This is a genomic window from Antrihabitans auranticaus (assembly GCF_016481275.1).
In the GTDB taxonomy this organism is placed as follows: domain Bacteria; phylum Actinomycetota; class Actinomycetes; order Mycobacteriales; family Mycobacteriaceae; genus Antrihabitans.
Window position 1 is genome coordinate 722,595 of the sequence record NZ_JAEMNW010000003.1, and the last position, 21,895, is coordinate 744,489.

Genomic DNA, 21,895 nt, shown 5'->3' on the forward strand with positions numbered 1-21,895 from the left:
GGGCGCCTGGGTGCGAGAGCACAAAACGTTGGTTTCCAACGTCGGACTGGTTCTTATCCTGCTGCTGGGGGCTAGCTACCTCGTCGTCAGCATCATGCGAATCAATCCGTTCCGCGAGACCTACAACGTCACCGTGAACCTCGATCGCTCCGGTGGTATTCAGCCGAACAACGACGTGACCTATCGCGGGTTCCGCGTCGGCAAGGTGAACTCGCTGACGATCACCGATACGGGCGTTGCGGCAGAGGTCGAGATCAACAAGTCCGCGCAGATTCCTGCCGGCGGCGTTGTATCGGTGCAGGCGCTGTCGGCCGCCGGTGAGCAGTACATCGACTTCCAGCCGGAATCCGACGGTGCGCCGTACCTCGAGGACGGTGACGTCATCGAGTACAACCCCGAGAACGTCAAGACGCCGCCGCCGCTCGCCGAGGTGCTCAACAACGCGAGCACGCTGATCAACCAGGTCAACCCGGAGAAGTTCAAGGTCATCGTCGATCAGCTGGACATCGCACTTGCGGGTGGTTCGGTACAGCTGCAGACAGTGATGAAGGGAATCAGCGAGACCGCCGCCGGTCTCGACAGCATCCTGCCGCAGACGACCGGTTTGGTCGCCAACCTGCGAACCATCATGGGCACCACGTCGTTGGCGCAACCCGACCTCGGGATCTTGACCCAGAACTCGGACGCGTTGTTCGCACAGCTGTCAGCGGCGAACGCCGAGCTGAATGCGTTCCTCGATGCGGCGCCGGGACAGTTGTCATCCCTCGGTGGGGTCGTGGACCGGATCAACGACCCGGTCACGAACTTGGCGGGGCAGTTCGACCGGATCTTCAGCGCCGGTAGCTCGCGCGCTCCGGCGTTGGCGGCACTGTTCCCCGCGCTCCGCGACGCTGGACTCGGACTGCAGCAGCCGTCCTACAACAACGAGTTCCACGTCATGGCGGACATCTGGGTTCGACCCTCCTGCCAGTACGCCGCGCCGATGCGGAACCCAACGGATGCGCAGCAGGATCAGCGCGTCTACCTGTACAAGAACTACTGCATCAATCCAGACCCGACGACGCAGGTCCGTGGCTCGGCGAACGCACCGCGGCCCAATGTTCCCGACAACACCTCGGGTCCGCCGCCTGGCATCACCGGTGACGAGATGTCGATTCCCGAACCGGGCAACTGATCGACCGCGACACCCCCAGCGGGCATACTCGCTGGGGGTGTTGCCGTGTCATGTGACCGCAATTGCGGATTGGAAAGAAAGTTTGATGTGTATTCATGCCTGAAGCCAAAGTGAGTTCGAAGAAGTCGAGGGGACTCGGTCCGAAGCAGAAACGGTATGGCGCACTGCTGCTGGCCGCGCTGCTGCTGATCGGGCTCTCGGTCGCCGCAACCCGACTCTTTTGGCCGAACGACAAAGAGGACGATGTTTCGGAGGTGCAGAAGCAGTTCTGTGACTTCGCGCGGTCACTCATCACGCTCGATTACAACGACTGGGACGGGTATTTCGCCTCGATCTCGGGCAAGACCTCTGGCGAGGCGAAAGAGACCGTCGAGCGGAACTTCGGCAGCCAGGAAACTCGTGATGCGGTCACTGCGTCACAGCTGCGGCGTGAAGTGCTCAGCAACGACTGCGGAGTGAAGTCGGAAAGCAGCGACCGCGTCGACTTCATTGCTTTCCTGGTCGCGAAATCGACCAATGCGGAGGGCACGTTCGTAGAGCAGTTCGCCATCACCGGCGAGACGAAACGCGCCGGCGATTCGTGGTCCATCACCAAGGTCGATCTACCGATCCTCGCTCCGTACTGATGGCTCCCGACAACGCGAAGCGCACACCGGTCAAGCCGACGGCTACCAAGCCGAGAGCCCTTGTCGTCGCGGTCGCGGTATTGAGCGTGCTGATCGTCGTCATGACGATTGCAGCGGCAGCGTTCTACGCCAAGTACCGAACCGCATCCGACAAGAACGACGCCGCGGTAGCCGCGGAGGGTGCGCGCCGGGAAGCGTGTCTGTATGCCGCCAGGTTGGTGTCGTTCGACTACCGCTCGTTGGACACCTACTTCACCCGGATTGCCGACGGGGCGTCGGGCGATTGGAAGGCGAACTTCGAGTCGAGCATCGCGCAGACGCGCGATTCGCTAACTGCCAGTCGGTCGGTCGCATCTGCGGGCGACGTCCAATGTGGCTTGGTCGAAGGTGACGAGTCGAGCGCGACAGTCGTCATCGTCGCAGCTCAGAGCATTGTCAGCGGAGATCCTCCGAGCGCGCCGAGCAATAGCCAGGTATACATGGTCGCGATGATGGTGAACGACGGCGGCAAGTGGTTTTGCGACAAGCTAGTAACGTCGCTCAACGGGGGCTGAAGGATCCAGCCATGGCCGAACGTGCACCACACCCCCGGCCGTACCGATTGGCTGGCTGTACCGGCTTGCGCACGCAAGCTTGACGACACGGCGCTTTGCGCCGGGAAAGTTCGAGACGCATGGGTTCCAAGGACGACGCGCACGAGGCCAACGCAAATGCAGACGACCTAGTCGAGGTGGATGCGACGACAGAGACCGAACAGAAGACCAGTCTCGCGAAGCCGTCGAAGCAAGATCCCGATCCGGCCCCTGCTGCCGAGACCACTGCTGCCGAGACCACTGCTGCCGAGACCACTGCAGCCGATGCGCCCGACGCTGCAGCCGCCGAAACAGCAGACTCGACCGAGCCGGCCGCGCCAACGGGTGCCCGTCAGGCACCGGTCTGGGCCGTTGCTGCGCTCGGTGGCGTCCTCGTTGTGCTCCTGATCGGTATGTTCATCAACTGGAACCCGTGGTTCGGTCCGGAAAAGGGCCTGCCGGTTTTCAGCGGCAAGGCGGGACGTCTGCTCGACGATCAGCAAGCCGACAAGGATGCCGCCCGCGACGCTGGGTGTGACATCGCGACCAAGCTGCTGACGTACGACTACAACAACGTCGACGAGTTCTTCGACAACGTGCGTCAGGTGACGACGGGGACCTTCGGCCGCGGCTTCGCAGCCGACAGTGCCGCGCTACGGGACATGTTCATGCAGGGGCAGGTCACGTCGCGGCCCGAGAACGTCGAGTGCGAGGTCGTCATGTCCGGCGACGAAACGACGCGCGTGCTGGTCACGGCGACTCAGATGTCGTCGAGCATCGACACCCAGGGCAAGGAACAGTCCGAGCAGGCGGAACTGTACGTCGATCTGGAGAAGGTCGACGGCCGCTGGCTGGCGGGTGACCTCAGCCCCGTGAAGTCGGCTTCGGGCCAGCAGCCCGGTGGTGTGCCGGGTTCACAGCCGGGAGTGGACCCCAACGCAGGGCAACAACCGCCCGCTACCGAGGGCCAGCCCGCACCCGGCGAGGCGCCGGCACCGGAGGCACCGCCCGCGCCCTAGCGGTGGAAGGCCCTAGCGGTCAGAACAGCGTCATGACCTCACGCTCGGCATTCTGTGCCGGGCGTTTGGTCGTTTTCTTGGGTGCCTTCGTCTCGAGTACCGCCGCACTCGCGGCAGCTTCGCGGGCCGCCTCGCCGGCTAGCGCGTCGGCAAGTTCGTTGTAGTAATTGCCGACGTGGCCGCGGACCCAGCGAAAGCGCACCGGGCCGGACCGTTCCGCGATGGCGCGATCTATTCGCTGGATCAGCTCGAGGTTCTTGACCTCTTCACCTGCTGACGTGCGCCAGTTCTTCCGCTTCCAACCGGGCAACCACTCGGAGGCGCACTTGATCGCGTATTGCGAGTCGCTCTCGATGAGCAACGGCTCCGGGCCGGGGTGCGCCACTATCGCCTCCATGACAGCGCGCAGCTCGGCGATCTGGTTGGTCCCGACCGCCGCGCCCCCGCTGGCGTGCGGGCCGGTGTGATCGACCCATGCCCATCCGATTGCACCACCCGGATTGCGCAGGCAAGACCCATCGGTACTCACAATGATCATGTCCCCGACCTTAATTGGACCCGCCGACAAGTCGGCGTAGCTGACTTCGGTTTGGCTGGACTTTCTCGCAAAGATCTAGTCCCGAAAAAGGTTGAGTGCACCGCGAACCCGTACCGCTCTGTAACGGGAGTTGCCGATGTTGCGTGTGTGCTACCTCTCGTTCGGGTGCCGGATGACCGTACTACACCCAGCAGGTGAATTGGAAGGGTTTTGCGTTACCGGCTTGTTACCGTGAAGCGACGAACGGGGTTCACCCAAAAGCATTGGCGCGCAGCATCTTCCAATCGAATCGCCATCCTGTCGCACACGCTCGTCCGGCGTCAGTAAGCACCTTCCAGCACCTTGTCGGCAATCGTCTCGGCGATCGGAAGTGCAGCCGTTGCGGCTGGCGAGGGCGCGTTCAGAACGTGTACCGACCGTGGGGTTCGCTCGATCATGAAATCGTGGACGAGCGTCCCATTACGCAGCACGGCCTGGGCTCGAATGCCCGCTTCCTTCGGCAACAGATCTGCGAGGGTCAATTCCGGACAGTACTTCCGGCACTCGGCGAGGTAGCCACGCTTGAACAGCGAATTGCGCATTTCACGGGCGCCGGTTCGCACGTTTGCGCGTGCGACCCGGTAGAAGCCGGGGAATTTCAGATAGTCCCAGACGTCGGCGCCACGGAAACTGAACTTGCGGTAGCCCTCTCGCGCCATGCCGAGAACGGCGTTCGGGCCGACTGTCAGTTCGCCGTCGATCGTGGGGCTCAAATGCACGCCGAGGAACGGCAATTCGGGATCCGGAATCGGATAGATCAAGTGGTGAACGAGCTTCGAGCGTTCGGTCGGCAACCGGTAGTACTCGCCGCGAAAAGGAATGATCCGGAAGTCCATGTGGATTCCCGCGAGCCGTGCCATGCGGTCGGCCTGCAGACCCGCACACACGACAAGGTGGCGCGCCGACCAGGACCGACCGTCGCCCGACACCTCGACCTTGTCGGTCGACTCCGTTATCGCCGTCACGCGCGCGCCGAATTCGATTACGCCCCCCGCCGCGCGCACGAGGTCCGCGAGCGTATCTGTAATCCGGCGGTAGTCGACGATTCCGGTCGTCGGCACGAACAGCGCGCCCACCCCGGTGACGTTCGGTTCCCGGCGGCGCAACTCGGCTGCGTCGAGCAACTCGACCGTCAGCTGGTTGATCTTGGACCGCTCGAGCAACGCCGTCATCCGCACGGCTTCGGCTGCGTCCGTCGCGACGAGGAGTTTGCCGCGCTCGTCGACGGGGATGCCGTGCTCGGCAGCGAATTCTTTGGTCAGTGCGGCGCCGCGGCGACTCAGCTCCGCCTTGAGACTGCGCGGCTCGTAGTAGATGCCGGAGTGGATGACCCCGCTGTTGTGACCGGTTTGGTGGGTGGCGAGGCCGTCGGCTTTTTCGAGAATCACGAGACTCGCGCCGGGCCGCCGCCGCAGAATTTCATGGGCGGTGGCTACGCCGACGATCCCCCCGCCGATCACGCAGTAGTCGTACATCTCACCAACCTTAGGGTCGATGTACTGTTCGGTTTGAACTCGGGAGGTGAGCATTCGTGGACAGCCATCTGGTGATGGAGTTGATTACAGTCCCGCTGTTTACCGGGACGATCGGTTACATCACCAACTGGACCGGCGTGCTCATGCTGTTCGAAACGCTGGACTTCAGAGGCTTCCGGATGCCGGGGCTGAAGACACTGTTTCCGTTCTTCCCGCGCCGGATCCAAGTCCTGCCGATCTTCAAGGACGGCGAGAAACTCGGCTGGCAGGGCATGGTCCCTTCACGGGCTGAAAAGATGGCCAGTCTTGCGATCGATCGCAGTCTCGCGAAGGTCGGCAACATCGGGGATTTCTATGCCCAGCTCGATCCCGACGCGATTGCCGAGCACTTCGTCGAGGTCGCCCGGCCGGAGATTCCCCGACTCGTCGACAGACTTATGACGCAGGAAAATCCGCGGCTCTGGAACAGCCTGCCGGACTTCGCGAAGGAGTTCGTCTACCGCAAGGTCGACGAGGACCTTCCGAAGAACGCCGCTCGTATCAACGAGGAATTCGTCGCGCACCTCGACGAACTCGTCGACGCGAAATCGATGGCGATCAGCTTCCTCGTCAGCCATCCCAAGCTGCTCAACGATGTCTTTCGTGAGTTCGGCGAGAAGGAACTGAAGTTCATGGTGAACTTCGGTGCCTACTTCGGTTACCCGATGGGCTTCACGCTCGTCGCTGTCCTGCAGGTACTTCCGCACTGGTGGGTCTTGCCCGTAGGCGGAGCGATTCTCGGCTGGGTCGTGAACTACCTCGGCATCACGATCATCTTCGAGCCTGTTCATCGCAGCCGGTGGGTGCCCTGGCGTCAGGGTTTGATGTTGAAACGCCGGCCCGAGGTGATCGTCGGTTACGCGGGAATCATTTCGACGCACGTCATGACGCTCGACAACATCATGAACGAACTCCTGCACGGACCGCGCTCGGACCGCACGCTTCTGATGCTCGACAAGGTGATGCGCGAGACCGTCGACTCGGCGGTAGGACGTGCGCGGATTCTGGTTCGCACAGCCGTCGGCGCCGACCAGTACGAGCGTTTGAAAGCGGCGATCGCACCGGCGGCGATGGAAATGATTCCGCAGGTTTCGGCAGACGACGAATTCGTCGTCGCGCAGCGCGGGAAGATCGACCTCTTCGTCCAGGACCAGATGACCAAACTCAGCCTCGAGGACTTCCAGTCCATCCTGCGCGGTGCGGTCAAACAGGACGAATGGCTCTTGTTCCTCCATGGCGGCATATTGGGCGGACTCGCGGGCTTCCTGCATCTAGCGATATTTGGAGTCTGATGCCACTCACGCCGTACACGGCGGCGCGAAGTCCAGTGCGGGCAGATGTGCTGCCCATTGCTCTCGATTGACCAGGTCGTTCGTGTAGCGGCAGATCCTGTCCTTCGCATGGTCTTCGTCGAGATCGAGGATCGCCAGCGCGCTGTTGTCTCCGCCGGCGGCAAGGATCGGCCCGGCAGGGCTGAACGCCGCATACCAGCGGCCGGTACCCGGCGTGATGAGCGAGTCGCCGATCGAGGTCGCGGTCGCCGAATCTTCGACGTCCCAGATCCGGACCGTCTGACCGTCACCTGCCGAAGCCAACGTCGCGCCGTCCGCACTGAACGACAGCGACCGGACGGTGCTGGTGTGGCCGGACAACTCGGCGCCGGGCACTGGATCACCGGCATCCTCGACGTCCCACAGCCGGATCATCTGGTCGTCGCCCGCAGACGCGAGGATCGTCCCGTCCGGGCTGAAGGCAACGGCGTTGACCGCACCCGTGTGCCCGGTCAGCGGCGCACCGAGCGGCTTGGGCTGCCCAGGTTCGCTGATATCCCAGAGCCGCACGGTGTGGTCGGCGCTGCCGACTGCGATCGACTTGCCGTTCGGACTGAAGGCAACCGCGGTGGCCCAGCTCGATTGCCCGGCGATCGGGTCGCCGACCTGCCGTGGGTTCGCGGGGTCGCGGACATCCCACAGTTGCGTCGATTCGTCTGTGCTGCTGGTAGCGAGCATCTGGCCGTCGGGGCTGAACACCGTGTGCAAGACGTACCGCGTGCCGAGGGTCAACGGCACACCCAACCGGTCCAATCTGCCATCGGCACCGACCGACCACAGCGTCAGCGTGCCGTCGTTCAGTCCGGTTGCCAGGATCTTTCCGTCCGGCCGCAGGGACAGATCGAACACGCTGCGCCGCAACTCGTCCTGCATACGGCCGAACAACATCGACTGCGCCGGGTCCGACATATCCCACAGTTGAACGGTCCCGTCCGATGCGCCGGTGGCCAGTAGCGCGCCGTCGCCCGAGAACGAGGTCTTGCTCACCCGTCCGGCGTGCCCGGTCAGTACCGATGACGGGACGGACCACAGCCTGACCACGCCGTCCGCGCCACCGGAGGCGATCGATTCACCGTTCGGTGCGAAGACCGCCGAGTAGATGCTGCCGTTCGTCCCCGCGAGCGTCTGACCGAGCTGAATCGGCGCGGCCGGGTCGGCGAGGTTCCACAGCTTGGCGGTGCCGTCGAGACTGCCGGTGACGAGCGTGCCGCCGGTCGAGCTGAACGCCACCGACCACAGCGGTCCGGTGTGACCGGTGAACGGTTGGCCGATGAGCGTCGGTGCCGCACGGTCGGTGACGTTCCAGAGCCGGACCGTGCGGTCGTCGCTGGCAGACGCGAGCATGCGGCCATCGGGGCTGAAGGCCAGGGAGTGCGTGACGTCGGTATGTCCGGTCAGCGGCTGGCCCAGTGGTCGAGCGTTGGCGGGGTCCGCCACGTCCCACAGCCGAACGGTTCGGTCGCCGCCGCCGCTGGCGAGCGTGGCGCTATCCGGGCTGAAGGCGATTGCGCGGACAGGGCCGTCGGAACCGGTCAGCGGCTGGCCGATCGGTACGGCTCGACGTGGATCCGACACCTGCCAGAGTCGGACGGTCTCGTCGAAGCTCGCCGTCGCGAGCGTCTTGCCGTCGGGGCTGAAGGCGGCCAGAAAGACCGTCGCCGTGTGACCGTTCAGGACCGCCAGCTCGGTGACGCTTTCCCGGTCGGTCAGGTCCCAGAGCCGCACCGTGTTGTCGTCGCTCGAGCTCGCCAGCGTGCGGCCGTCGGGGCTGAACGCCACCGACGACACCCAACTGGTGTGACCCTGCAAAGTGGCGAGTTGTCGCGGGTGAGCCGTGTCGGCGATGTCCCAGAGGCGGACCGTGTTGTCGTAGCTCGCGGACGCGAGGGTCTTGCTGTCCGGGCTGAACGCGACGATGTAGACAGCGCCCATGTGTCCGGTCAGTTGCCGCGCGAGCGGTGCGTTCTGCGTCGAGATCAAACGTGTGTAGACGGACTCGTCGTCAGGTCGCAGCTGCGCGGCGACGAGGTTGAGCTGCGCCGAGAGGGATGGATCGCTCGTCTGGACTTTGTCTGCCTCGGCCGTGACCTGCCCGAATATGGCCTGGTCGCGCTGTGAGTTTGCCTGGCGAGCGTTGAACGCCGCGATTCCTGCTGCGATCACCGCGACCACCGAGAGGAGGATGAGACCTGTGCGGGTGGCTTGGTTACGCCGGACGGCACGGCGCATTGTCTGGGTGGACTCGTCAAGGAATTCGCCGACCGTGCGGCTGATGTCGTGGACGGTCGCATCGCCGTGCTGGGTCGCCGCCTCGAGGCGGCTGCCGCGGTAGAGCAGACCGGAATCGCGTCCGCGGCTGTGCCATTCCTGGGCGTCGGCCTCGAGTCGTTGCCGGACAAGGTTGCCGGTGCGGTCCTCGTCGATCCAGCCGCGCAGGGTCGGCCACGCGTCGATGACGATCTCGTGGGTCAGCGTGACGGTTCCGGCGTCGACCGTGATCAGGCGCGATCGAGTCAGCGCCTCCAACGCCTCGAGCGCTGCGGGACGGTCGTCGCCGACGTAGTCGAGCAGTTCGGTGCGGGTACGCGGGCGTCGGCTGTCACGGCTCTCGTCCCCAACCTGGACGAGCCGCAGCAGTATGCGTTTCGCGGCGCGCTGCGCTGAACTGTCCAGTTCGGCCCAGACGTGATCCGCCGTCGCCGCGACTGAACCGGCGACACCTTCTGCCGCTCGATAGCCGGCAACGGTCAGCTTCCCACCGCGCCGGTGCTGCCACGTCCCGGTCAGGACGTGCGAGAGGAGAGGTAGCGCGCCCGGGTCGTAGGTTTCGCGCCGCCGGACGCCGCCGCCGATCCCGCAGAGATCGGTGATGACCAGATCCTCCAGACCTGGCTCGAGTTTCAGACCGGCAGCGCGTGCGGGCCGGGCGATGGCTTCGCGAACCTCCGCAATCCGCATCGGACCGAGGACGAGACTGCGGTGCTGCAATGCGTCTTCGAGCTCGGGGTAGTCGAGGCAGCGGGCGTAGAAGTCGGCGCGGATTCCCATGATCACGACGGCCGGTGGACCGTTCTCCTCCGCTGCGCACGCAGCGGTGAGCATGGCGATGAACGCCTCGCGCTCCGTCTCGTCCTCGCACACTGTGAACAGTTCCTCGCTCTGATCGACGATGATCAGCCCGCGCGTCGCGCCGGCCCATGCGCGAACGGCCGCCCGGACGCGCTCTCCGTCACCGCCGTCGTCGACGGACTTCAGACAGGGGATGGCGTCGTGCAGGGACGCGAGCGGTTTCGCGCCGGGAGTCAGCGTCGCGATCGGCCACTCGGCGGCCTGCGGGATGGCGGAATCGGCGGCCGACAATGCGGGTATCAGGCCGGCTTCGAGCAGCGACGATTTTCCGGCGCCCGATGCGCCGACGAGCATCGTCAGCCCGCCCTGGGTTGCCGCGGTTGCGACCATGCCGGCCAGTTCCCTGGTCGGGCGAGCTCGTCCGAAGAACCAATCGGCGTCGGCCCGCGTGTACGCCGCGAGTCCGAGATAGGGGCAGAGCGGGTGCGTGTCGGCGGATTCCGGGGTGGTCGTATCGGGCTTGCCCGCGGCCTCCCACATACGTCGCCACCGTCGGGCGTCGAGCAGCACCGGGTCTGCGGCGTGTGTTCGTTTCGCCCGATCGATCAGCACGAGGAGTACCGGAGACAGGGTTTCGAAAGATGCGGGGACATTCGTCCCCGCTTTCCAGTCGCTGATTCGTTGCGCTGACGGGGTCGATCCGCGACCGCGAACTGCGGCGGGGTGGTTCGCCGCGGCGTCGGCAATCCGGCGCAGCGGTAGATCGCCTGCCGCGATGTAGAGCCGGCGAAACTGCTCGGCGAACACGGCTTTGGCGCTCACCCCCAACGCACGACCTCCTCCGGTCGGTGTGTCTGTCCGGTCCGGACAACTGACTCTAGTCGCTTGACCAGGTTCTACGAGCGCCATTCTGTCCGGTCCGGTTGTGTGCGCGCGCCACTGTGGGCGAGCCTGGGACGGTACGAAGTGGAGTCCCGAGTCCGCTGTTCATCTTCGAGGGGTGATGAGCGCGAGCCGGCCGCCAGGGTCAACGGTGACCGTGTGCCAGTTCTCGGCGACTGTTTCGAAGTTCGGCCCGAGTCGGGGAGAGGTCGTTGGGGGACTCTCCCCGACTCGATTCGGTCTGTTCATCTGTTCACCTGATCAGATGTAGAGAGTAATGTCCTTCGGGTGAGGGACACTTCGCTCGCAATGCACATGAGCGACGGCATCGTGAATGCTCCGACGTCGTTGTTGTTCGCAGGAATCGCAATCGTCGGCCTCGGGTTCGCCGCCCTGAAGGCCCGAACCGAGTTGACCGAACGCGCCGCTCCGATGGCCGGTCTGGTTGCCGCGTTCATCTTCGCGGTCCAGATGATCAACTTCCCGATCCTGCCGGGTGTCAGCGGGCATCTCCTCGGCGGCACGCTTGCCGCGATACTCGTCGGTCCCTATGTCGGCGTGCTCTGCGTCGCAATCGTTCTCGTCGTCCAAGCACTGCTCTTCGCCGACGGCGGCCTCACCGCGCTCGGGACGAACATCACCAATATGGCGCTGATCGGCGTCGCTGTCGGTTACACGGCCGCGCGACTGCTGCTTCCGATTGTGCGTCGACTACCGGTCGTCGCGTTCGTGGCCGCGCTGCTCGGAACCGTGTGCGCGTCGGCCGGTTTCATCGTCGAGTACGCAATCGGCGGGGCGTCGGGATCGACGCTCGGCGAGGTCACCTGGTACATACTCGGCACGCATGCGCTGATCGGAATCGGCGAGGGAATCATCACCGCGATCACCGTCGGAGCTGTGGCGAAGGCGCGCCCCGATCTCGTGTATCTCCTACGGGCCGAGCAGGTCGACAGCGCGCGGTCGCGGACCGCGTTCTTCGCCGCGTTCGGCGTGGCGACGCTGTTGTGCGCGGGTCTGCTCTCCTACTTTGCGAGTTCCCAGCCCGACGGTCTCGATGCGACGACCCAGCGTGGGTGCACCGTGTCCGAAGTGAACGGCGCGGAGCAGTTGAACGGGGAATGCATTGCGCAGAATGCGCAGGATCACCACCTGGCGCAGTCGCCGCTGGCCGACTACACGATCGACGGCGACAACCGTTTCACCGGACTCGCCGGCGTGCTCGGCGTCCTGGCGGCGTTCGTCGCGCTAGCCACGCTTGTCGCTGGTATTCGGACTCGAACACCCCGCCCATGAGCGGGTCCCACGGCTCGCTGTATCTGGCGGGGCACTCACCGCTGCACACGGCCGCGGCAGAGGTGAAGATCGTTGCCGCAATCGTCGCGGTATTTGCCGTGGTGGCGACGCCACGAGAGTTGGTCTGGCCGTTCGCGGTATACGCCGTGCTCGTCTTGGCAGTGTGGCGCTGGGCGAGAATCCCGTTGCGGTGGATCGGCCCGCGGATGGCGATCGAGCTGCCGTTCGTCGTGCTTGCGTTGCTGTTGCCGTTCGCGGCCGACGGCCCACGTACCGATGTCCTCGGCCTCACGCTGTCGACGAGCGGGCTGATCGCGGCGTGGGGAATCCTCGTCAAAGGCACGCTGGGCGTCGCTATTTCCTTGACTCTCGCGGCAACCACGAGCGTGCGCGACCTGCCCGGCGGGTTGTCGAAACTGCGGGTGCCCGGGCTGATCGTCACGATCGTCGTGCTGATGCTCCGATACGTCGACCTCTTGGTCGACGAAGCCCGACGGATGCGCCTCGCGCGTGTGTCACGCGGTGCCGATCCGCGCAATGTTGCGCAGGCGGCGGCCACCGCGCGTGGCGCGGGGGCGCTGTTTCTCCGCTCCTACGAACGCGGCGAACGAGTCCACGTCGCGATGTTGTCGCGCGGCTTCACCGGTTCGGTGCCGGACTACGGGTGCGCGATTGCGACCCCGCGCGTGTGGGCGATCGGCATGATCCCCGCGTTGCTTGCCGTGGTCGTCTGCCTCGGCGGGTGGTGGTCGCTGTGATCCACACCGACCTCGCAGCAGCGGTGAGCGTCGAGAACCTCACCTACACCTACCCGGACGGCACCGCGGCGCTGACCGCGGTGACCCTGGATATCGCGCCTGGCGAGCGCGTCGCGATTCTCGGACCCAACGGTGCGGGTAAGTCGACGCTGATGTTGCAGCTCAACGGCGTGCTGACGCCGGACGCGGGTACCGTCCGGATCGGGAAGACGCCTCTCACCTCAGAGTCCGTGCGCGAGATTCGGCAACGGGTCGGTCTGGTCTTCCAAGATCCCGACGACCAGCTGTTCATGCCGACCGTCGCACAGGATGTCGCGTTCGGACCCGCGAACTTCGGCGTGCGCGGCGCTGAACTGGACCAGCGCGTCGAGGCCGCGCTCGGCGCGGTCGGTATGGCGGGCAGCCGCGAGCGTTCCCCCGCGCATCTCTCGATCGGCGAGCGGCGCCGCGCGGCCCTGGCGACGGTGCTCGCGTGCCGACCGGACGTCCTCGTTCTCGACGAGCCGGCAGCGAACCTCGATCCGGTCGCGCGCCGTGAGCTCGCCGACGTCCTGCTCGGGCTGGGCACGACTCTCCTCATGGTCACTCATGACCTGCCCTACGCCGCGCGGATCTGCCGGCGAGCTGTGATTCTCGACGGCGGCAGCGTGGTTGCCGACGGACCCATCGCGGAAATTCTCGGCGACACGGCGTTGCTCGCGCGGCATCGTCTAGTTTGAAGGAGGTCGTCGATCGGAACCGGGGGTGCGCTGTGCTGAGGCTGCATCGTGCGACGCGGTCGAGCACTCTTGCCGACGGGCTCGCGGACCTGCTGTCGACGCCACTCCCCGACCCGTTCGCGCCCGAGGTCGTTGCCGTTCCGGCCAAGGGTGTCGAGCGCTGGTTGAGCCAGCGGTTGTCCTGCAAACTCGGCGCCGCTACCGCGAACTCGGATGGAGTCGCAGCCAACATTCTGTTCCCGAGTCCGGCGCGGCTCGTCGAAGAGGCAATTGCTGCCGCGGGCGGATACACCGCGCAGGACGATCCGTGGTCGCATGGCCGCGTTTTGTGGTCCGTGCTCAGGGTGATCGACGAGTCGCTCGACGAGCCCTGGGCCGCGGTGATCGCGAAGCACCTCGGTCGTGGCCGGGACGGTCATCGAATCGGTCGGCGCTACGGCACAGCTGCACATGTCGCCGACCTGTTCCGGGGCTATAGCGCCGACCGACCGCAGATGCTCGTGGAATGGGCGGCGGGGCGGGATACGGACGGTGTCGATCGGCCGCTCGACGGTGACCAACTGTGGCAGGCGGAACTGTGGCGTGGCCTCCGCGAGCGCATAGGCGTCCCGAGTCCGGCCGAGCGCCTCGACGACGGATGTGCGCGTTTGCGTGCCGAACCCGACATCGTGGACCTCCCACCTCGACTTTCGCTCTTCGGACCGACGCGGCTGACGACCGAACAGCTCCGAGTCCTGGCTGCCCTCGGCGCGAATCGCGAGGTTCACCTGTGGCTTCCGCATCCGAGTCCGGCGCTGTGGCAGAAACTGTCCGACCTACCCGCCGTCGTTCGACGTGACGCGGACGACTCGGCACTGCTGGCCTCCCATCCGCTGCTGGCGAGCCTCGCCCGCGACGTCCGTGAGGTCCAGCAGCGGCTCGGTAGCATCGCCAAAGTCACCGACGAGACCGTCGACCGGCCGCCCGATTCGTTGTTGGCGCAGGTGCAGGCCGATATCGCGGGCGACCGCGCGCCGGCGGGAGTTGCGCCGGCGGACGGAACGGTCGCGGTGCATTCGTGCCACGGCCCGTCCCGTCAGGTCGAGGTGCTGCGCGAAGCCCTGTTGCACCTGTTCGCCGACGACCCGACGCTGGAACCCCGGGATGTTCTGATCATGTGCCCGGATGTCGAGACTTTCGCGCCACTGGTTCGCGCCGCGTTCGGGCAGGGTGTGCTCGACCATCCCGGCCACAAGCTTCGCGTCCGAATGGCCGATCGTGCGCTCCGCCAGACCAATCCGCTGTTCGACGTGCTGGCGACGTTGCTGCACCTTGCCGACGGTCGTGCCACCGCCAGCCAGATTCTCGACCTCGCCGGGACCGGCCCGGTCCGCAAGCAGTTCCGCTTCAGCGACGAAGAGTTGGAGCGGCTGCGTGAGTGGGCAGGGGAAGCCGGTGCGAGATGGGGCATTTCGCAGCGACAGCGTGCCGCGTTCGGTTTGGAGAACTTTCCGCAGAACACGTTCAACGCCGCCCTCGACCGAATTCTCCTGGGCATCACGGCCGACGAATCGGACCTCGGCTGGCTCGACCGGACCCTGCCGCTCGATGACGTCGAAAGCAACGACATCGACTTGGCCGGCCGGTTCGCCGAGTTCGTCGACCGCGTCGCCGTGGTCTTGCACAGCTTGAGTGGGACTCGACCGGCACCGGATTGGATCGCAGCGCTGACCCGCGCCCTCGATCTGCTCGTCGACGTGAGCCACTCCGATGCGTGGCAACTCGGTCAGGCGCACCGCGAGCTCGCGGCGGCGACCGAGCACGGCACCGATGTGGCAATGCGGCTCTCCGATGTGCGGGCGATGCTCGCGAACCGGTTGGCGGGTCGGCCGACGCGCGCCAACTTCCGGACCGGCGACCTTACGGTCGCCACGCTCGTGCCGATGCGCTCGGTGCCGCACAGGGTGGTCGTGCTGCTCGGGCTCGACGACGAGGTCTACCCGCGCACCGCGGGTCCCGACGGTGACGATATTCTGGGCCGCAATCCCTGTGTCGGCGAACGGGATCCGCGTAGCGAAGATCGGCAGCTCCTACTCGACGCGGTGCTGTCGGCCGGTGAGCGGTTGCTGGTCTTCTACACCGGCAGGGATCCGGTAACCGGCGTCACGCGACCGCCCGCCGTGCCCGTCGGCGAGTTCCTCGACTGCGTCTCGCGAACCTTGGTCGCGGGGTCGGTCGTCACGGAGCATCCGCTGCAGGGTTTCGATCCCAAGAATTTCGATGCCGTGAAACCCTTCAGCTTCGACGCTCGCGCGCTGGTCGGTGCGCGCGCGAACGTTGGCCCGCCGCGGCAGGTCGCCCCGTTCTTGTCGGCGGCGCTTGCACCGGCGCCGAGCGAGGACGTCAGCGTCGCGGATCTTGTTGCGTTCTTTCGGCATCCAACTCAGGCGTTCCTGTATCAACGCCTGCGTGTTCGTGTGCCCGAGTTGGACGAGGACGTCGTGGATGTGCTCAGTGCCGAGCTGGACGGGCTCGCGAAATGGAGCATCGGCGACCGTTTGCTCACCGCCAGACTCGGCGGCGGTTCGCTCGAGGACCTGTGCGCAGCCGAATGGCGCCGCGGAACGCTCCCCCCGTTCAAACTCGGGACGGCGGTGCTCGACGATGTTGCGCAGTCGGTCGAGGCGCTCGTCCGTGTTTCAGAACCGGTCCACACGGGCGCGGCCGAGATGGTCGACGTCGCCATCGAACTCGGCGACGGTCGCAGAGTCGTCGGCACGGTCGGCGGGGTACACGGCAATGTTGTTGCTGCGACCTACTATTCGAAACTGGCCGCGAAGCATCGCCTGGAGGCGTGGATCAACCTGCTTGCCGTCGCCGCCGCGCGCCCGGGACCGTGGGAGGCGATCACGACCGGACGGGGTTACCGGCGAGCGTTGCGCCGGTCGACGCTGGTCGCGCCATCGGATCCGGTGGAGCAGCTTCGTCGACTCGTCGATCTACGCGACAGGGGTGTGCAAGCGCCACTTCCGATTTCGACGAACGCGTCCGCCGTCTACGCCGAGCGCCGGCACACGGGCAACAGCGTCGACGAAGCCTTCGACGCCGCGCGCGAGACGTGGAGTGGAACCTACGGCGACAACACGGATCGAATTCTGGCCTACCTGTACGGTCCTGCGCCCAGCTTCGGTGCGTTCAGCGCAGCGCCGCCACTGCCCGACGAGCAGGCCTGGGGTCCGGATCCGAGTCGGTTCGGCGCCCTCGCGTGCCGGCTGTGGATTCCCCTTCTCGAGTCGGAATCGGTTAGGCAGCCATGAGTTTCGATCTGTACGGCCCGCTCCCGACGGGTACCACCGTCCTCGAAGCAAGCGCGGGAACCGGTAAGACGTACGCCATAGTGGGCCTCGCCACGCGATACGTCGCGGAAGGGGTTGTCCGGCTGTCGGAGCTTTTGCTCGTGACGTTCAGCCGCGCAGCGACCCAGGAGTTGCGCGAACGTACGCGCGAACGTCTGACGTTCACGGCGACCGCGCTCGCGGATCCCGACTCGGCGCGAACCCACACCGACGACCTCGTGCGATTGCTGGCACAGGGTGACGACGCGGCGATTGCCATTGTGCGCCAGCGCCTCCTGCGTGAGCTGTCGGAGTTCGACGCCGCGACGATCGCAACGACGCACAGTTTCTGCCAGCGCATGCTGGATGCGCTCGGCATTGCCGGTGAGCGGGAACCCAATGTGTCGCTGGTCGAATCGGTCGACGATCTCGTCGCCGAGGTGGTCGAAGACCTGTACCTGCGCGTGTACAGCAGCGAGCGGCCGCGCATGAGGCTCGAGGATGCCCGCCGTGTTGCGCTTGCGGCGATCACCGATCGCCACGCGAACCTGGCACCGGATGCGGGCCAAGACTCGGAAGCCGCGCAGCGCGCAGCCTTCGCGGCGGCGGTTCGGCAGGAAGTGGAGCGGCGCAAACGGATCGGTGGCATTCGCGATTTCGACGACCTCCTGGTCCTGCTTCGTGACACCCTCGCCGACCCCGAGCATGGCGACGCGGCGTGCCGCCGGATCCGTGACCGCTATCGTGTGGTTCTGGTCGACGAATTCCAGGACACGGACCCGATCCAATGGGAAATTCTGCGCCGTGCGTTTCATGGTTCGACGACGCTGGTGCTCGTCGGCGATCCGAAGCAGGCGATCTACGCGTTCCGCGGTGCCGAAGTCTCGAGCTACCTGAGTGCGGTGCGCCTCGCAGACAGCCGGCAAGAGCTGACCAAGAACTTCCGCAGTGACGCCGGACTGTTGACTGCCCTGGACCACCTCTACGGTGGAGCCGCACTGGGGCACCCGGAAATCGTTGTGCATCAGGTCGATCCGAGCGATCCGGCGAAGAGCAGACTCGCAAGCGGCAAACCCCTGCGGGTGCGTTACCTACCGCGGACGGGTTCGGGTCCGACCGGCAAGAGTGGGTTCGCCAGTGCCGCCGATCTGCGCAGGCGGGTCGCCGCGGACCTCGCCGCCGACGTGGTCGCCCGGCTCGACGGTTCGGTGGAGCCTGGCGACATCGCCGTGCTGGCTCGCCGCTGGGCGCACATTCCCTTCATTCGTGACGCGCTCGACGCGGTCGGCGTGCCGTCGGTTCTCGCCGGGGGTACGAGCGTCTTCGCGACCGACACTGCGACACATTGGCTTTGGTTGATGCAGGCACTCGCCGCGCCGCACCGGCAGGATCGGATTCGTTTGGCAGCGCTGACGCCGCTGCTGGGCTTCACGGCGGCCGAACTCGATGCGCGTGGCGACGACATCGTCGCCGAAGTCAGCGGTCAGCTGCGGGAGTGGGCTGCACTCTTTGCGTTGTCCGGTTTCGCGGCCTTGTTCGAGCGGTTGTCGGCGCAGACAAATCTCGACGGTCGGCTGCTGGGGGTCGTTGCGGGTGAGCGGGTTCTGACGGACGTTCGCCACATCGCGCAGCTGCTCAATCGCGTTGCGGTGGAACAGTCGCTGGGTTTGATCGCCCTCACACGCTGGCTTACCGACCGTATCGAGGACCCGAAGTCGGGTGGATCCCTGGACCGGGTGCGGCGGTTGGACAGCGACGCTGCCGCAATGCAGATCGCGACCGTGCACGCCAGCAAGGGCCTGGAGTTTCCCGTCGTCTATGTGCCGTACGGCTGGGACGGTGCCAAGAATCCGAATCCGAGCACGCTCCTTCTGCACGGCGCGGCCGGCGAACGGATCCTCGATGTCGGCGGGCAGACCGGTCCGGGGTATCGAGAACGACAGCAGCGCAGCGATATCGAGGAAGCCGGCGAGGAACTGAGGCTGCTGTACGTAGCCGTTACGCGGGCAATGTCGCAGGTGGTCCTATGGTGGGTGCCCGGATTCTCGACAGGTATTTCGCCGCTGCACCGGTTCGTCATGGGACGGGTCGCGGATTCCCCCGAAGTCGAACTCCGCGCGACGGTGCCCGACGACGTGACGGCCGCCGCCCGACTCGCCGCTTGGGGCGACGCGGCCGCCGACGTCATATCCGTGGAGCCCGTTCCGCCGGGTGCATCGGACACGACCCGGTGGAGTCCCGGCGGTTCGAGCGAAACTGCCTTGGCTGCAGCGATGTTCACGCGGGAGCTCGATATGGGCTGGCGCCGGACCTCCTACTCGGCTCTCACCGCGACGGTTCACGAAACCGGGCACGTCGGCAGTGAAGCCGAAGAGCCGGGTACGACCGACGAGCCCGACGAGGTCGCGCTCGACGAGACGGTCGTCGACGGGCCGCCGTCGCCGATGAACGGGTTCCCACCAGGTCCCGCGTTCGGCACGCTCGTACACGAGGTTCTCGAGGTGGTCGACACCTCGGTGCCGAATCTATCGAACGAGTTGCTGACGAAGTCCAGGCAGGCGATCGCCGCGAGCCTTGCCGCGATCGAACCCGCGGACCTCGCGGCTGCTCTCGAACTGGTCATGCAGACACCCCTCGGCTATGGGACGCTTGCGGAGGTCCGGCCAGGAGATCGATTGGCCGAGTTGGATTTCGAACTCCCACTGGCAGGCGGTGACAATCCGACCGTCGAGCATGTGACGCTCGTCCGGATCGCGGACCTACTACGCCGCTACCTACCGGCAGACGACGTGTTGGCGCCCTACGCCGGAATGCTCGCAACTGTGGACGCGGCTCCCCTGCGCGGATATCTCTCCGGCAGTATCGACTTGGTGGTCCGGACCCCAGATCAGCGGTTCGTCGTCGCCGACTACAAGACGAACAGGATCGTCCACGGCGAACTTTCGGTGCTGCATTTCGACCGAGCGGCGATGGCGGGTGAAATGTTGCGGTCGCATTATCCGCTGCAGGCGTTGCTGTATTCGGTTGCTCTGCATCGGTATCTGCGCTGGCGGCTCACCGACTACGATCCGCACCGGCATCTCGGCGGAGTGCAGTATCTGTTCGTGCGCGGGATGATCGGTCCGGACACCCCGCCGGGTTGTGGCGTTTTCGACTGGGAGCCACCGGCGGATCTCATTGTGGCACTGTCGGATTTGCTGGCGGGCGTGCGATGAACGGCCCGTTGATAGCGAAACGCGCCAAGGGACTGCTTCAGGTCTTCAACGAAGCGGGCGTGCTCGTCGCTGCCGATGTGCACGTGGCGTCGCGTCTGTCGAAGCTCGGTGGTGAGGAGAACGAGAGCGTGCTGCTTGCCGCCGCCCTCGCCGTGCGTGCCGTTCGCCTCGGTTCCGTGTGCGTCGAGCTGGACCGCATCCGCGACGTCAGCGTGGACGAGACGTCGAAAGAAGAACTCGACGAATTGCCCTGGCCTGCAACGGAGGACATTCTGTCCGGACTGCGGAGCAGTCCGCTCGTGGTCGGTGGGACGGCAGGTCCGCTGCGGCCGTTGCGGCTCTTGGATACGGCCGACGGCGCGCTGCTGTACCTCGACCGCTATTTCCGCCAGGAGCAGAGCATCCGACAGGTTCTCGACGATCGGGCAACCCGATTCCCGGCCGTCGATGCGGAGAAACTGGCGACAGGGTTGCAGGAATACTTCTCCTCCCCCGCACCCGACCGGCAGCGGATCGCAGCGGCCCTCGCGGCGACGCATTGGACGTCGATCGTGGCGGGTGGTCCTGGCACAGGTAAGACACACGCCGTCGCTCGCGTTCTCGCGCTCTTGTTCGCCGAACATGGCCCGGCATTGCGCGTCGGACTCGCCGCGCCGACCGGAAAAGCTGCCGCGCAGCTCGAGGAAGCGGTGAATGCTCAGGCCGAATTGCTCGGGCTGCCAGCCGGTTTGCGCGCAATGACGCTGCATCGGCTTCTTGGCTCGCGCGGGTCGGGTACGCGCTTCCGGCACGATGCCACAAACAAGTTGCCCTACGACGTCGTCGTGCTCGACGAAACGTCGATGGTGTCGCTGACGCTCATGTGCCGGCTGCTCGAGGCGGTGCGGCCGGACGCGCGGCTGTTGCTGGTCGGCGATCCCGACCAGCTGATGTCCGTCGACGCGGGTGCGGTACTTGCCGACCTCGTTGCGAGACCGGTCCGTACACAGGCGAATCCGGCGTTCACCGAGCTTGTCGCCGCGGATCTGGCCGCTGCGCCCGATACTGCAGACCGCCTGGCCGCGGGCGTAGTCCGCTTGACAGAGGGGCGTCGTTTCGGTGGCGTGATCGCGGACCTCGCTGCGGCCGTTCGGGAGGGCCGGAGCCAAGAAGCGCTGGAGCTGTTGACGAGTGGGTCCGACGAGGTTTCGTTCGTGTCCTACGACGATGTGGACGCGTTGCGTAAGAACGTCATTGCGACAGATTCCGCGGTGACAGCGGCGGCGTCGGCCGGGGATGCAAGGGCTGCGCTCGAAGCGTTGAAAACCCATCGCTTGCTCTGTGCCCACCGGGACGGTCCGTTCGGGGTTGCGCACTGGACCAAGCAGGCGGCGGAGTGGATCGGTGCCCATATCGACCCGACCCGGTTGCAAGCAGGTCAGCCGCTGCTGGTCACCGCAAACGATCACGAGATCCGGATCTACAACGGCGACACCGGTGTCATCGTGGCGACCGAATCGGGCGACCTCATGGCCGCATTCCTTCGCGGCGGGGAGCCGATTCTGCTACACCCCAGTCGCTTGCCCGCGTTGCAGACCGTCTATGCGATGACGATCCACCGCAGTCAGGGCAGCCAGTACGACACCGCGTCCGTGCTGCTCCCCGACGCCAATTCCTCCCTGCTGACGCGCGAACTGCTCTACACAGCCATCACCAGGGCCCGCACTCACGTGCGTGTCGTCGGGACCGAAGAGGCTTTTCTGGCTGGGGTGGAACGGCAGGTCCTGCGAGCCAGTGGGTTGCGCAAGTACTGAGTCGGATCCCAGTTCCTTCGCGCTGCTCGCCGTTTCGAT

The 21,895-nt window shown here is 65.7% G+C and carries 13 protein-coding genes and 2 pseudogenes; 12 read left to right on the forward strand and 3 right to left on the reverse strand.

Annotated features, from left to right (window positions below):
- Positions 1-10: 10 nt before the first annotated feature.
- The 4 genes from JGU72_RS17605 (at position 11) to JGU72_RS17620 (ending at position 3,391) form a co-directional block, all read left to right on the forward strand.
- Positions 11-1,174: an MlaD family protein gene (locus JGU72_RS17605; protein ID WP_307828492.1), complete on the forward strand. Its 1,164-nt coding sequence runs from the start codon at positions 11-13 to the stop codon at positions 1,172-1,174.
- 95 nt (positions 1,175-1,269) lie between these two features.
- Positions 1,270-1,800 (forward strand): hypothetical protein, encoded by a 531-nt coding sequence (locus JGU72_RS17610; protein ID WP_199685219.1) that lies wholly within the window; start codon positions 1,270-1,272, stop codon positions 1,798-1,800.
- Positions 1,800-2,354 carry a hypothetical protein gene (locus JGU72_RS17615; RefSeq protein WP_199685220.1) on the forward strand — a complete coding sequence of 185 codons (555 nt, stop codon included), beginning with the start codon at positions 1,800-1,802 and terminating at the stop codon, positions 2,352-2,354. Before JGU72_RS17610 ends, JGU72_RS17615 begins: the two co-directional genes overlap by 1 nt.
- A 119-nt stretch (positions 2,355-2,473) precedes the next feature.
- The gene (locus JGU72_RS17620) at positions 2,474-3,391 is read left to right on the forward strand and encodes a hypothetical protein (protein WP_199685221.1); all 918 of its coding nucleotides are present in this window, start codon (positions 2,474-2,476) and stop codon (positions 3,389-3,391) included.
- Positions 3,392-3,410: 19 nt separating this feature from the next.
- Here JGU72_RS17620 and JGU72_RS17625 read toward each other — a convergent pair whose 3' ends face one another.
- Positions 3,411-3,929 (reverse strand): ribonuclease H family protein, encoded by a 519-nt coding sequence (locus JGU72_RS17625; RefSeq protein WP_199685222.1) that lies wholly within the window; start codon positions 3,927-3,929, stop codon positions 3,411-3,413.
- Between the two features lie 320 nt (positions 3,930-4,249).
- Positions 4,250-5,443: an L-2-hydroxyglutarate oxidase gene (gene lhgO / locus JGU72_RS17630; protein ID WP_199685223.1), complete on the reverse strand. Its 1,194-nt coding sequence runs from the start codon at positions 5,441-5,443 to the stop codon at positions 4,250-4,252.
- 56 nt (positions 5,444-5,499) lie between these two features.
- On the opposite strand from lhgO, the gene JGU72_RS17635 reads away from it, so the two are divergent.
- Positions 5,500-6,774 carry a DUF445 domain-containing protein gene (locus JGU72_RS17635; RefSeq protein WP_199685224.1) on the forward strand — a complete coding sequence of 425 codons (1,275 nt, stop codon included), beginning with the start codon at positions 5,500-5,502 and terminating at the stop codon, positions 6,772-6,774.
- Positions 6,775-6,780: 6 nt separating this feature from the next.
- Here JGU72_RS17635 and JGU72_RS31265 read toward each other — a convergent pair whose 3' ends face one another.
- Positions 6,781-10,704, reverse strand: coding sequence for an nSTAND1 domain-containing NTPase (locus JGU72_RS31265; protein ID WP_199685225.1), 3,924 nt, complete (start codon positions 10,702-10,704; stop codon positions 6,781-6,783).
- A gap of 369 nt (positions 10,705-11,073) precedes the next feature.
- Between JGU72_RS31265 and JGU72_RS30760 the strand changes: the two are divergent.
- The 7 genes and pseudogenes from JGU72_RS30760 to recD form a co-directional block, all read left to right on the forward strand.
- A pseudogene (locus tag JGU72_RS30760) lies at positions 11,074-11,715 on the forward strand (energy-coupling factor ABC transporter permease); the annotation flags it as partial.
- A 30-nt stretch (positions 11,716-11,745) separates the two neighbouring features.
- Positions 11,746-12,057 (forward strand): annotated as a pseudogene (locus tag JGU72_RS30765) (PDGLE domain-containing protein); the annotation flags it as partial.
- The gene (gene cbiQ / locus JGU72_RS17650; protein ID WP_199685226.1) at positions 12,054-12,815 is read left to right on the forward strand and encodes a cobalt ECF transporter T component CbiQ; all 762 of its coding nucleotides are present in this window, start codon (positions 12,054-12,056) and stop codon (positions 12,813-12,815) included. The pseudogene JGU72_RS30765 and the gene cbiQ, both read left to right, overlap by 4 nt.
- The gene (locus tag JGU72_RS17655) at positions 12,815-13,534 is read left to right on the forward strand and encodes an energy-coupling factor ABC transporter ATP-binding protein (protein WP_199685403.1); all 720 of its coding nucleotides are present in this window, start codon (positions 12,815-12,817) and stop codon (positions 13,532-13,534) included. The genes cbiQ and JGU72_RS17655 overlap by 1 nt, the downstream gene beginning before the upstream one ends.
- Before the next feature lie 32 nt (positions 13,535-13,566).
- Positions 13,567-16,830, forward strand: coding sequence for an exodeoxyribonuclease V subunit gamma (gene recC / locus JGU72_RS17660; RefSeq protein ID WP_199685227.1), 3,264 nt, complete (start codon positions 13,567-13,569; stop codon positions 16,828-16,830).
- Positions 16,827-20,063, forward strand: a complete 3,237-nt coding sequence (locus JGU72_RS17665) for a UvrD-helicase domain-containing protein (protein WP_199685228.1) — start codon at positions 16,827-16,829, stop codon at positions 20,061-20,063. Before recC ends, JGU72_RS17665 begins: the two co-directional genes overlap by 4 nt.
- Positions 20,060-21,856 (forward strand): exodeoxyribonuclease V subunit alpha, encoded by a 1,797-nt coding sequence (gene recD / locus JGU72_RS17670; protein ID WP_199685229.1) that lies wholly within the window; start codon positions 20,060-20,062, stop codon positions 21,854-21,856. Before JGU72_RS17665 ends, recD begins: the two co-directional genes overlap by 4 nt.
- Positions 21,857-21,895 lie beyond the last annotated feature (39 nt).